Source organism: Streptomyces sp. MI02-7b (assembly GCF_033793585.1).
GTDB lineage: Bacteria > Actinomycetota > Actinomycetes > Streptomycetales > Streptomycetaceae > Actinacidiphila.
The window spans coordinates 294,183-306,030 of sequence record NZ_JARAWX010000009.1 but is presented as its reverse complement, the minus strand read 5'-3'; the positions used below and the strand labels follow the sequence as shown (position 1 = coordinate 306,030).

Genomic DNA, 11,848 nt, shown 5'->3' with positions numbered 1-11,848 from the left:
CCGTCAGCCGATCCAGGTGTCGTGCAGTTGGATCCGGCTGGAGGCGTCGAAGTCGAGGTGGTGCACCTTCTTCGACACGCCCAGTTGGGTCTGCAACTCGACCACCGGGACGGTGTAGGCGTTCCGCACGATCAACGTCTGCGCCTGTGCCACCAGTTGTGCCCGCTGGTCGGCGTCGGTGGCCGCCGCCTGCTGGTCGAGCACCGCGTCCAGCGGGCTCGACGGCACGCGGTAGGTGTTGGCCAGCTTCGTGGAGTACGAGGTCCGCAGGATGTCCGGATCGGCCCGCGTGAGGTTTCCCCACAGCGCGTCGAAGTCACCGGACTGCTGCACCTGGGCGATCTGGGAGATCTGCAGCTCCTTGAGTACCAGCTCGATGCCGGCGGCCTTCAGCTGCTGCTGGATCAGTTCAAGTGCCGGCTGGTTCGTGGCCGCGTTCGCGAACCACTTGACGGTCAGGCTCAGCCTGGTCCCGTTCCTGGTGCGGATGCCGTCCTGGCCCGGCTTCCAGCCGGCCGAGTCCAGCAGGGCCCCCGCCTTCGCGACGTCGTGCGCCAGGTCGGCGGTCAGGTCCGCGTAGTCAGGGGTGGTGTGCGCCAGGACGCTGGTGGCCGGCCGGGTGCCGGTCGGGAAGACCGTGGCGGCGACCTGTTGCCGGTCGACGGCGTACCCGATCGCCTGCCGCACCGTGGCGTCCTCGAGGATCGGCCGGGAGTTGTTGAACCCCAGGCCGAACACGACGCCGGGGTTCGCCCGCCGCTGAAGGCTCACCGGCCCGCCCTTGAGCGTCGCCTCGTCGGCCCTGCCGACGCTGCCGATCGCGTCCACCTGGCCGGACCGGAGGCTGCCGGCCCGTACGCCCGCCTCGGGAACCACCTTGAACACCAGCTGGTCCAGGTACGCCTCGCCCTTCTTGGTCCACAGCGAGGAACCCCACTGGTATCCGGTCCGCTTGGCCAGGGTGATCGACTGGTTCTGGACGTACTGCTTCAGCACGAAGGGCCCGGATCCGACCACTCCCTGGCTGCACCTGTCCTGCGGCGACTTCCGCACGCTCGCCGACGACTCGATCCCCAGCGAGTGCGTTGCCGTCGCCTGGAGGAACTGGGCGTTGGGCGCCGTGAACTTCACCCGCACCGTGGTCGGGTCGACGGCGGTCGTGCTCTGCACACCGCTGAGGTACCCCTGGGCGAGGGTGGCCAGGGCGCCGAGCTTCGGTACGGCGTCGAAGTTGTCCTTGACCACCTGAGCGGTCAGCGGTGAACCGTCGCTGAAGGTGACGCCCGGTCTCAGGTGGAAGGTGAACGTCGTGGCGTCCGGGCTGACGTCCCAGCTCTTGGCCAGCCACGGCACTATCCTGCCGGTCTTCGGGTCCTGGTCGGTCAGGGAGTCGACGACCTGGCGCAGGGAGTAGATGGTGTCGTTGCTGGCGACCTGCTGCGGATCCACGCAGCCGGCGTCGGAACCGACCGCGAACGTCAGGGTGCCACCGGACCTGTGCCGTCCGCCACCGCCGCCGGAATCACCGGTGTCCGAACCGCAGGCGGTCAGCAGGAAGCCGGTGGTCATGAGGGCGGCCAGAGCAGCGGCGGCCCGGCCGGCGCGTGCATCGTGATGAGTTGTCACCGAAAGTTCTCCTACTCGTGTCACCGCGCACCGGCAGCGAGCGAGAGCGCACGGACATGACGCCCCGTCGGGCACGCTGCCGCGACGAGGTGACGCTGTTCAGAGGCTGGGAAAGGGGAAGGAGAAGGCGGGCCCGGCGAGGGGCGCGGCGAACACACCCTGCGGAGGGCGTGGGGTGCGGGTGGCGGCCGGCGCGCGTGCTCAGCCGGCCGGGCGGATCCCGGTCAGCTGTGACACAGACAGCTGGCGAAGCGCTGCAGATCGATGTGGCGTCGCCGCGAGAAGCCGGAGAAGAGCATCGCGGCCGCGAGGGAGGCGCTCAGGTGGCCGTTGTGCCGCATGCCCTGTCCTCCCCCTCTCGGACCCCGTCCACGGAGTCGCGCGCTTGCGGAAGTCGCCGATGACTCCGCCGGGCTTTCACCTGGAGCACCCCGCCGCGTCGGAGGGTTGCCGGTCAGCCAGCCAGGGCTTGACGCTGACGCTCAATGCCGTTTCGGAGCTTACGGAGCGGTCTCGCCGTCCGTCAATGGCGCGAAGCCGGCGGTCCGTTCAGCCTCCGTCGCGACGCCGCCGGGCACCGGGCGACGGGTCAGTGGCGGCCGCAGCCCCAAGTGGGAGCGGAGCGTCGTGCCGGTGTACTCGGTCCGGTAGACGCCGCGTTCCTGCAGTTCCGGGACGAGCAGGTCGACGACGTCGTCGAGGCCGTCCGGGATCAGGCAGGGCGTGACGTTGAAGCCGTCCACCGCGCCCTGCCGCACGAAGGAGGCGAACCGGTCGGCGAGTGCGGACGGGGTGCCGACATGGCCGCGCTGGGGGCCGAGCGCGATGACGGTCTCCTGCGGCGACCACCCGTGCGCCTCCGCCCCGGCACGCCACTCGACGACGACCGCGCGCGGGTCGGCGACGCGACGGGTGCCGAAGGAAACGTCGTTCCCGGCCGCCACGGGATCCTCCTCGGGCAGCGGGCCGTCGGCGTCGCGGTCCGACAGGTCGATGCCCCACACCAGCCCCGCGATGCCCAGCGCCGTGGCGGGAGTCACCTGCCGCCGGCGGATCCAGCGCTTCTTCTTCCTGCGCCTCGTCCTCGGTGGCGCCGAAGATGATCTCCGTGCCGGGCAGCATGCGCAGGTCGTCGTCGGGTCGTCAGGCCGCCCGCAGCCGACGCCGGATGCCTCGGCGAAGGCCGGTGCGTCGTCGAAGTCGTCGCCGTGCGCGGAGAAGACGTCGTCGGCGTTGCGGGCGGCGAAGTCGCGGCCCTCGCCGGAGTCCCCGGCCGGACATGGGCGTTCCTTCCGAGAGCACGGCAAGCCGGCCGGGAGCGCGACGCGCGTCCCGGCCGGCCCGGGTGGGCCCGTGGGACGGCTACTTCTGCCAGCCCACGGTCTCCGGCAGGGGAGTGCCGAAGATGGTGGCGCCGACGTTGGCGAGGCCCTTCTTCACGGCGTAGATGGACGGTCCGCTGAACAGGGGCAGGAAGGCGTACTGCGCGAGTTCCTTGCGTTCGATGGCGTTGGCCTGGGCGGTCTGCCGGTCCGGGTCGGGGATCGAGGCCGCGGCGTGGATCGCCTTGTCCAGTCCCGGGGTTCCGGCGCCGGTCAGGTTGGAGTCGCTGTCGGTGCCGTAGAACTGGTAGAGGTAGCGTGCGCCGAAGGGGTCCGTGGAGCGGTTGCCCGACAGGAAGAGGTCGAAGTCCCGGTCGCCGAGGATCTTCGCGAAGTCCGCTTCGTCGGCCTTCTTGATCTCCAGCCGGATGCCGACCGGCTTGAGCATCGCGGCGAACGCGTTGGCGGTGGCCTTGTCCAGAGGGTCGTCGCCGAGGAGGGTGTAGCCCACGGTGAGCTTGGTGCCGTTCTTCTCGCGTATGCCGTCGCCGCCCGGCTTCCAGCCGGCGGCGTCCAGGGCCTTCTTCGCGTCGTCGGGGGCGTAGTCGATCAGCGGGGAGACGTTGTCGCTGTAGCCCTTCTGGAAGCTGAAGAGCAGGGCCGAGCCGGGAAGCGGTTCGGAGTAGTCGAGGCCCTGGAACTGGATCGTGGCGATCTGTGCCCGGTCGATGCTCTTCAGCAGGGCCTCGCGGACGTGGACGTCGCCCAGGACCGGCGACTTGGTGTTGACGTAGAGCGAGTACTCGAAGGGGCTGCCGCCACGGCGGATCTCGGTTCCCTTGACACCGCTGATCTGCTTGAGGCCCTCGGCGCTGCCGGTGGCTGCGTAGTCGACCTGCCCGTTCTTGAAGGCGTTGAGCGCGGCGTCCGAGTCCAGGTTGACGTAGATCCGCTTGTCGAGCTTGCCCTTCCTGCCCCACCACTTGGGGTTGCGGACGAAGGTGAGGTTGCCGCTCTTGGTGTCGAGCGTGCCCACCGTATAGGGGCCGGCGCCCCATTCGGGGTGCGCTTTCTTGACGTAGGCGTCGTTGAAGGCGCCGACCGTGGCGGCCTTGGGGTGCAGGAAGGTCGTGAACAGGCTGGACCACCAGGGGTCCACACCCTTGAACTCGATGATCGCCTGCTTGTCGTCGGTGCCGCGGGTGACCGAGGTGATGTTGCGGTAGCCCTCGGTGTTGCTCGCGTTGTAGTCCTTGTTCGTGCCGTTGTTGGCCTGCCAGGTCGCCTTGACGGCGTTCCAGTCGATGGGGGTGCCGTCGTTGTAGGTGGCCTTGGGGTTGATGGTGAGCACCACCCGCTGGTTGCCGCCGGTGGTGGTGACCTTGACGTCGCTGAGGTAGTCCGGGTTGTACTGCACGTCGCCGGTGGGGGAGTAGGTGATGACGTCGGGGTTGTACCAGAACCAGATGCGGGAGGCGGTGAGGGTCGCGTTGGCGTTGAACGGATTGCCCTGGTCGTCGAAGGTGCCGGGGGTGGTGTAGGTCCCGCCGTCCTTGATGTTGTCGTACGGCTGGGGGTTGTAGTCGACCTTCGCCGAGGCCACGGTGGGTGCCGCGGCCTTGCCGGTGGGCTTCCCGGCGCCGGGCGTGCCGGACCCGGAGGAACTGCAGGCGGTGGCGGCCAGCGCGAGGGCCGCGACGAGCGCGGCTGTGGGGGTGATGTGCGATCGCATGGGGGAGTGGTTCCGTTCCTGTGTGGAGGCGTGCGGCACCGCGGGGCGCGGTGCCGGCGGGGTGGGGGGCCTTGATTCAGCGGGCGTGGCAGGCGTGCCGGTGGCCGGAACCGGGTGCCGCCGCGGCCAGGGCGGGCCGTTCGGTGCGGCAGCGTTCCCGCATCGCCTCGTCGAGCGACCGGTACAGCGGACAGCGGCCGACGAAGACGCAGCCCGGCGGCAGGTCAGACGCGTTCGGCTGCTCGCCCTGCAGCACGATGTGCTCCCGTGAGCGCTCGACCCGTGGGTCGGGAACCGGGATCGCGGAGAGCAGGGCCTCGGTGTACGGGTGCCTGGGGTCGGCGAAGAGGTCCTCGGTGGCGGCTGTCTCGACGATGTGGCCGAGGTACATGACCGCGATGCGGTCGGCCACGTGCCGCATCACCGCGAGGTCGTGCGCGACGATCAGGTAGGCCAGGCCCAGTCCGCGCTGGAGTTTCGCGAGCAGGTTGACGATCCCGGCCTGCACGGAGACGTCCAGCGCGGACACCGGCTCGTCGAGCACCACGATGCGCGGCTCGGTCGCCAGCGCGCGGGCGATGCCGACCCGCTGGCGCTGCCCACCGGACAGAGCGGCCGGGAAGCGGTCGGACACCGACGCCTCCAGCCCGACCAGGTCGAGGAGTTCGGCCACGCGTGCGCGGATCTCCGCACGGCCCGCGCCCACCGCCTGCAAAGGCTCGGCCAGCAGGTCGAAGACCGGGAGCCGGGGGTCGAGGGAGCCCAAGGGGTCCTGCATGACGATCTGCACCGCGCGGCGCAGCTCCCGCGCCCGCTCGGCGGAGCCCGGCTCGGCCACGTTCGTGCCATCGACCTCGATCAGCCCGCGATCGGGCCCCTTGAGGCGCAGGATCTCCAGCAGGGTGGTGGTCTTGCCGCTGCCGGACTCGCCCACCAGGCCCAGGGTCCGGCCCGCCCGCAGTTCGAAGCCGACATCGACGACAGCGTGCAGCGTGCCGACGCGGCGCCTGAGGAACGCGCCTGTGGTGACGGGAAACGTCTTGGCCAGGCCGGAGACGCGGAGCACCACCTCACCGTGGGAGCCGGCGGTCCTCTCCCCGCCGTCCGCGGCGGCCGGGAAGAGCGACTCCCTCGCCAGGCGGCCGTCGGCCAGCTCGCCGGCGCGCAGGCAGGCCACCTGCCCGTGCCCGGCGACCGGGGCCAGTGCGGGCTCCTCCGCGCGGCAACGGTCGACCGCGGCGGGGCAGCGGTCCGCGAACGGGCAACCGGCCGGCAGCCGCACCAGCGACGGGGGCTCGCCGACGATCGGCACGAGGGGCCGGTCCGCCCGGACGTCGGGCCGGGGCACGGCGCCCAGCAGCCCGATCGTGTAGGGCATGGTGGGGCGGCCGTACAGCTCCTCGGCCGCGGCCTGTTCCACGATCCGGCCGGCGTACATCACCGCGACCTCGTCGGCGTAACCGGCCACCACCCCCAGGTCGTGGGTGATGAGCACGACAGCCGCACCCGTCTCGGCCTGCGCGGTGCGCAGCACGCCGAGAATCTGCGCCTGCACGGTCACGTCGAGGGCGGTGGTGGGTTCGTCGGCGATGATGACCGAGGGCGAGTTCGCCATGGCCAGCGCGATCACGACGCGCTGGCGCATGCCGCCGGAGAACTCGTGCGGGAACGACCGTGCCCTGCGGTGCGGTTCGGGGATGCCGACCAGGTCCAGCAGTTCGACCGCCCGGTTCCACGCGGCCTGCCTCGTCAGGCGCTGGTGCACCCGCAGTGCGTCGGACAGCAGCCTGCCCACCGAGAAGATCGGGGTCAGCGCGGACAGCGGGTCCTGGAAGACCATCCCGATGTCCTTGCCGCGCACCGCGGACAGCTGCCGGTCGTTCAGTCCCACCAGGTCACGGCCGCCGAGCAGCACCTGCCCCGACACCCGGGCGGTCTCCGGCAGCAGGCCCATGACGCCCATCGCGGTGGCGGACTTGCCCGACCCCGACTCGCCGACGATGCCGAGGGTCCGCCCGGGCAGAACGTCGAAGCTGACTCCGCGCACGGCCGGGACCGGACCGGCCTCGGAGGGGAAGGAGATGTGCAGGTCCCGCACCGACAGCACCGGTGCCGTGGTGCCGGACGCCGTGGCGGGATGTGTCCGGGGGGTGGTGAACGTCATCGCCGACCTCCCGGGGCCCCGGTGGCCGACGTGGGGTCGAGGGCGTCGCGCAGGCCGTCGCCGATGAGGGTCATCGACACCGTCAGCAGCACCACCAGGCCGGCCGGGTAGCCGAACAGCCAAGGAGCGCTGGTGATGGTCCCCGCGCCGTCGGCGAGCATGGTGCCCAGTGACACGTCCGGCGTCTGGACCCCGAAGCCGAGGAAGGACAGGGCGGTTTCGCTGAGCACGGTGGCGACGACTCCGAGGGTCAGGTTGACGATGAGCAGGGAACCGAGGTTGGGGATGATGTGCCGCAGGACGATCCGCCACGGCCGCACGCCCATGAACTCGGCGGCCAGCACGTAGTCCCGCTCCCGCAGGGAGGTGGAGACCGCCCAGATGACCCGCGCCGTCGACATCCAGCCGAACACCGTCAGCACCAGGATGAGCACGCGCCAGTCGCCGGCGAGGTGGTGCGAGACCAGGGCCAGGATCAGGAACGACGGCACGACGAGCAGAAAGTGGATGACCGTGAGGGTCAGCTTCTCGACGCGCCCGCCGAAGTAGGCCGCGCCCGCGCCGATCACGGCGGCGAGCACGATCGTCAGCACCGAGACGCTGACCGCGATCGCCAGGGAGCGCCGCAGGCCGTGCACGGCCTCCGCGTAGACATCGTTGCCACCCTGGTTGGTGCCGAAGTAGTGCGTCGCGCTGGGGGGCTGGGTGAGCGCCGTGAAGTCGGTGTCGGTGTACGCGAAGCGCGTGCACAGGCCCCCGAACACCGTGAAGAACACCAGGAGCGCGAAGAGCGCCACCCCGAGCAGGGCTCCGCGATTGCGGGCGAACCGCCGCAGGTACAGCAGTCCGCTGCCGAGCCGGAGCGCGGCGGCGTCGTCGAGCGGCCCGGGCAGGGGAGTCACCGTGGTCGCCATCTCAGCTCACCCGTACCCGCGGGTCGAGGAGGACGACCGCGACATCGGCCAGGATCGCCCCGACCGCGGTCATCGCCGCGCCGAAGGCCGCCACGGCGACGGCGCCGTGCACGTCGTTCTTGGCGAGTGTCTGGATGAAGTACTGACCCATGCCGTTCCACCCGAAGACGGTCTCGGTGATCACCGCGCCGGTGAAGATCGCCGGGATGCCGAACGCCACCGACGTGGCCGTCGGGATGAGCGAGGCGCGAAGTGCGTGCCGCCGGATCGCCTGGGCACGCGTCAGGCCGGTGGCGCGCGCGGTGCGTACGAAGTCCGCGTTCACGCTGTCCAGCAGCAGCGAACGCTGGGTCAGGTGGTAGCCGACGTAGCCCAGCAGGGTCAGGCTCGCCGTCGGCAGGATCAGGTGCTGGAACCGGTCGGCGACCGTCGGCCACAGCCCGCTGACGGTCGGGGACTTCTCCCCGGCGACGTACAGGAAGCGCCACCCGAGGTGCTGGTTCAGCCAGATCCCGGCCAGGACCACCGCCAGGGCGGCGACCGCCGCCGGGACGTTGAACAGGAACACGGAGGCGAACTGGGTGATCCGGTCCCACCAGCCGTACTGCCGGGACGCGCCGAACACACTGAGCGCCACACCCAGCACCACGGACAGGAGCGTCGCGGCGGTGACCAACTGGCCGCTGACCAGGGCGCGGAAACCGATCTCCGAGTTCACCGACACACCGACCGGTGACTTCCCCCAGTCGAAATGGAGGACCACGTCGCTGAACCAGTGCCACCACCGATCCGCCAGCGGGACCCGCGGATCCAGGCCGTACGGTGCCAGGGCACGGTCGATCTGCTCCTCCGTACGGACCGGGGGCAGTCCCCGGTAGTTGGACCTGGGGTCGAGGAACCACGCGGCCAGCACGTACGTCACGTTCGTGGCGATCACGATCATGGCGAGCCATCCGGCGGCCTTGCCGATCAGGTGACGGAGCACGAGCGTGCCTCCCTGCGGATGGGGGATGTGGCGGCGGTGACGGTGCGGGGGCCGGCGGGGGTGTGCCGGTTCTGGGCATGCTGGCGCTGCTTTCTGACATGGTGAAGTGCGCGTACGCGGTCCGGCACGACGGTGCGCCGGTGTCCGGACCTGTCGCTTCCTGATCGGGGACCGACAACAGAAGAGTCTGGAGTCGTGATCGCGTTCGCCACCAGACTTCCCAGGCGTCTGCCATACGAATGCAACGCCGGCGTCATGAACGGGCCGCCCACGGCAGGCAGCCCCGCACTGCCGGCCCGGATGCCCACCCACCGTCCGGGGGCCGGATCCTCAGCCCCCGGCAACCCGCGCCTGCCGAGTCGCACCCTTCAGCGCACGGACTCGTCCCCGACCCGTACCAGACCGCTCTCGTAGGCGAAGATCACCGCATGGATCCGGTCGCGGAGGCCGAGCTTCGTCAGGACCCGGCCGAGGTGGGTCTTGACGGTCGTCTCCCCGATGAAGAGGCTGTCCGCGATCTCGCCGTTGGCCAGTCCCCGGGCGGCCAGGGCGAGGACGTCCCGTTCCCGTTCGGTGAGAGCCGACAGACGGCCGCGCTGGGCGGGCGCGGACGCGGGCGTGTGCAGGACGAAGCGCTCCACCAGACGCCGGGTCAGCGAGGGCGCCACCATGACCTCTCCGCGCAGCACCGCACGGACGGTCACCAGGATCTCCTCGGCGGGGGCGTCCTTGACGAGGAATCCGCTCGCGCCGGCACGCAGGGCCGCGTAAGCGTACTCGTCGAGGTCGAAGGTGGTGACGACGAGGATCCGGGGCCCCTGGGGCTGCGCGCAGAGATGTTCCGTCGCCGCGAGGCCGTCCCGACCGGGCATGCGGACGTCCATCAGGACGAGGTCCGGCTCCAGGGCGGCCACGCCCGCGATCGCCGCGTCGCCGTCGGCGGCTTCGCCCACCACGGTGAGATCGGGCTGGCTGTCGATGACCATCCGCAGCCCCATCCGGATCAGCTCCTGGTCGTCGCAGATCAGCACGCGGGACGACGACGGAGCGGGAGTCGGCGTCAGGGTCGGGCCGGTCATGCGGTCTCCGCGGTGGGCTCGGGCTCGGTGGGGCGCAGGGTGGCGGCGACCCTGTAGCCGCCGTCGGGTGTGGGACCGGCGTCGACCCTTCCGCCGTACAGCGCGGTGCGTTCGCGCATGCCGGCCAGTCCGCGACCGGAGGAGAGCAGCGGGGCGGGGCGCTCGGCGGTGGTTCCCCTTCCGGCTCCCGCCGAGTTCTCCACCCGGACGCGGACCAGCCGCCCGGGCCCCTGGGTACCGGTGTCGACCCGTACGCGGATCGTGGCGTCCGGCGGCGCGTGCTTCACGGCGTTGGTGAGCGCCTCCTGCACGATGCGGTACGTCTGCACGGTGAGATCGGCGGGAAGGCCGGCTCCGTCTCCACGAAGTTCCAGGAGCGCGTGCCTGCCGCTCGTGTTGAGGCGGCCGACCAGGCGCCGCAGATCGTCCGACAGGGACTCGGCGGCCCCACCGGCCTCGGTGCCGGGCGTGCGCAGTACCTCCAGCAGTCGGCGCAGTTCGCCCAGGGCCTCACGGCCGGTCGTGCTGATGACGCCAAGGGTGCGGTCCACGACAGCGGGGTCGACATGCCGCATCAGCCGGCCGCCCTCGGCGTTCAGCACCATGACGCTCATACTGTGCGCCAGTACATCGTGGATCTCGCGGGCGATGCGCGCCCGCTCCTCGGCGACGGCGACCCGGGCCAGCGCGAGGCGCTCCGACTCGGCGAGCGCGGCCCGCCGCTCGAACTCGGCGACGTAGGCCCGCCGAGCGCGGACGTATTCGCCGAACACCCAGGCAGCGGCCAGCAGAAGCCCCACCGTGAGCGGGGTGAGCCAGGCAGCACGAGCGCCCGGGCCCACCGGCTCGCGTTGCCATGCGGGAATCCACAGCAGTACCAGGACGGTGGCACAGACCACCGTCGCCGCGGACCGGCGCAGGCCACGCACCGTGAGGGTGGCCAGGACCGCGGCCAGGGCGACGGCGCCGCGTCCCGATTCCTGTCCCCACACCTGGCCGAGGTTCTGCGCCCAGAACGCCGACGTCACCAGGGCCGCGACGAGCACTGGCCGACGTCGGCGCGCCAGCAGGGGCAGCACCAGGGCCATGTAGACGCCCGTCTGCACCCAGACCGGCCGCCAGCCCGGCTGCGGATGGATCACCGGGGGCATGGCCACCAGCACGACCAGCAGCAGGTCCGCCAGCCACGGGTGGCCGCGGCGCAGGCGGGGCAGGGTCTCGATCAGCCAGTGCACCGCCTCACGCTACGGTCGGGGCCCGCCGCCTCACATCGTCCTGCGGGGCGCCTTGGGGTCCTCCCGTGGTCGTACACGCACCGGCCGGGAACACGATGTGCGGCTCCTCGGGGCGCTTCCAGCATGGCCGCCATGTCGATCACCAGCGAGTTCCTCAGACGGCCCCTCACGACCGGCGCGGTAGCCGCCAGTTCCCGGCGGCTGGCGTGTGCGATGACCGAGGACATCGGTCTGGAGAGGGCCGGGCTCGTCGTGGAGCTCGGCCCGGGGACGGGGGTGTTCACCGATGCGATCCTCGCCCGGCTCGCGCCCGGCGCACGCCTCGTCGCGGTCGAGCTCAACCCGGCGCTCGCGGCACGGCTGGCGGCAAGCCGGCGGGACGCGCGGCTGACGGTGGTACGCGGATCGGCGGCCGAGCTGGCCACCGCGGTGGGCGAGCCGGTCGATGCGGTGGTGTCCGGGCTGCCGTGGACGGTCATGCCGCGGGAACGCCGCGGGCACATCCTGGACGCCGTGACCGAAGTCCTCGCACCCGCCGGGCGGTTCACCACCTTCGCGTATCTGCACGCGGCCCGGACTCCGCCGGCACGGCACTTCGCCGCCGAACTGGCCCGCCGTTTCGACCGGTTGGAGCGCTCGACGGTGGTGTGGCCGAACCTTCCGCCCGCCTTCGTGTACCGGGCCACCCGGAAGCCGTGATCGCGGACCGGCCGGCGCGGCAGTGAGAACCCGAGGAGTCTGCCCCGGCCCCGCTGTGGAGGCCGGCCTCCTTCGGGGAGGCCGGCCTCCGG

At 71.4% G+C, this 11,848-nt stretch carries 10 protein-coding genes and 1 riboswitch; of the genes, 1 reads left to right on the top strand and 9 read right to left on the bottom strand.

Annotated features, from left to right (window positions below):
• Positions 1-3 precede the first annotated feature (3 nt).
• From PV364_RS17815 to PV364_RS17775, 9 genes are all read right to left on the bottom strand, one after another.
• Positions 4-1,569, bottom strand: a complete 1,566-nt coding sequence (locus tag PV364_RS17815) for an ABC transporter substrate-binding protein (RefSeq protein ID WP_319661035.1) — start codon at positions 1,567-1,569, stop codon at positions 4-6.
• A 281-nt stretch (positions 1,570-1,850) separates the two neighbouring features.
• The gene (locus tag PV364_RS17810) at positions 1,851-1,967 is read right to left on the bottom strand and encodes a putative leader peptide (RefSeq protein WP_319661000.1); all 117 of its coding nucleotides are present in this window, start codon (positions 1,965-1,967) and stop codon (positions 1,851-1,853) included.
• A gap of 35 nt (positions 1,968-2,002) precedes the next feature.
• Positions 2,003-2,116: riboswitch (SAM riboswitch) on the bottom strand.
• Positions 2,117-2,126: 10 nt separating this feature from the next.
• Positions 2,127-2,933, bottom strand: coding sequence for a hypothetical protein (locus PV364_RS17805; RefSeq protein ID WP_319660999.1), 807 nt, complete (start codon positions 2,931-2,933; stop codon positions 2,127-2,129).
• A gap of 55 nt (positions 2,934-2,988) precedes the next feature.
• Positions 2,989-4,680 (bottom strand): ABC transporter family substrate-binding protein, encoded by a 1,692-nt coding sequence (locus tag PV364_RS17800; protein WP_319660998.1) that lies wholly within the window; start codon positions 4,678-4,680, stop codon positions 2,989-2,991.
• A 76-nt stretch (positions 4,681-4,756) separates the two neighbouring features.
• The gene (locus PV364_RS17795; protein WP_319660997.1) at positions 4,757-6,844 is read right to left on the bottom strand and encodes an ABC transporter ATP-binding protein; all 2,088 of its coding nucleotides are present in this window, start codon (positions 6,842-6,844) and stop codon (positions 4,757-4,759) included.
• The gene (locus PV364_RS17790; RefSeq protein ID WP_319660996.1) at positions 6,841-7,758 is read right to left on the bottom strand and encodes an ABC transporter permease; all 918 of its coding nucleotides are present in this window, start codon (positions 7,756-7,758) and stop codon (positions 6,841-6,843) included. The genes PV364_RS17795 and PV364_RS17790 overlap by 4 nt, the downstream gene beginning before the upstream one ends.
• A 1-nt stretch (position 7,759) precedes the next feature.
• Positions 7,760-8,701: an ABC transporter permease gene (locus PV364_RS17785; RefSeq protein ID WP_415924572.1), complete on the bottom strand. Its 942-nt coding sequence runs from the start codon at positions 8,699-8,701 to the stop codon at positions 7,760-7,762.
• Positions 8,702-9,111: 410 nt separating this feature from the next.
• The gene (locus tag PV364_RS17780) at positions 9,112-9,822 is read right to left on the bottom strand and encodes a response regulator transcription factor (protein ID WP_319660994.1); all 711 of its coding nucleotides are present in this window, start codon (positions 9,820-9,822) and stop codon (positions 9,112-9,114) included.
• Positions 9,819-11,057 carry a sensor histidine kinase gene (locus PV364_RS17775; protein ID WP_319660992.1) on the bottom strand — a complete coding sequence of 413 codons (1,239 nt, stop codon included), beginning with the start codon at positions 11,055-11,057 and terminating at the stop codon, positions 9,819-9,821. The genes PV364_RS17780 and PV364_RS17775 overlap by 4 nt, the downstream gene beginning before the upstream one ends.
• 132 nt (positions 11,058-11,189) lie before the next feature.
• Here PV364_RS17775 and PV364_RS17770 point away from each other — a divergent pair, with 132 nt between their 5' ends.
• Positions 11,190-11,756 (top strand): class I SAM-dependent methyltransferase, encoded by a 567-nt coding sequence (locus tag PV364_RS17770; protein ID WP_319660991.1) that lies wholly within the window; start codon positions 11,190-11,192, stop codon positions 11,754-11,756.
• Positions 11,757-11,848 lie beyond the last annotated feature (92 nt).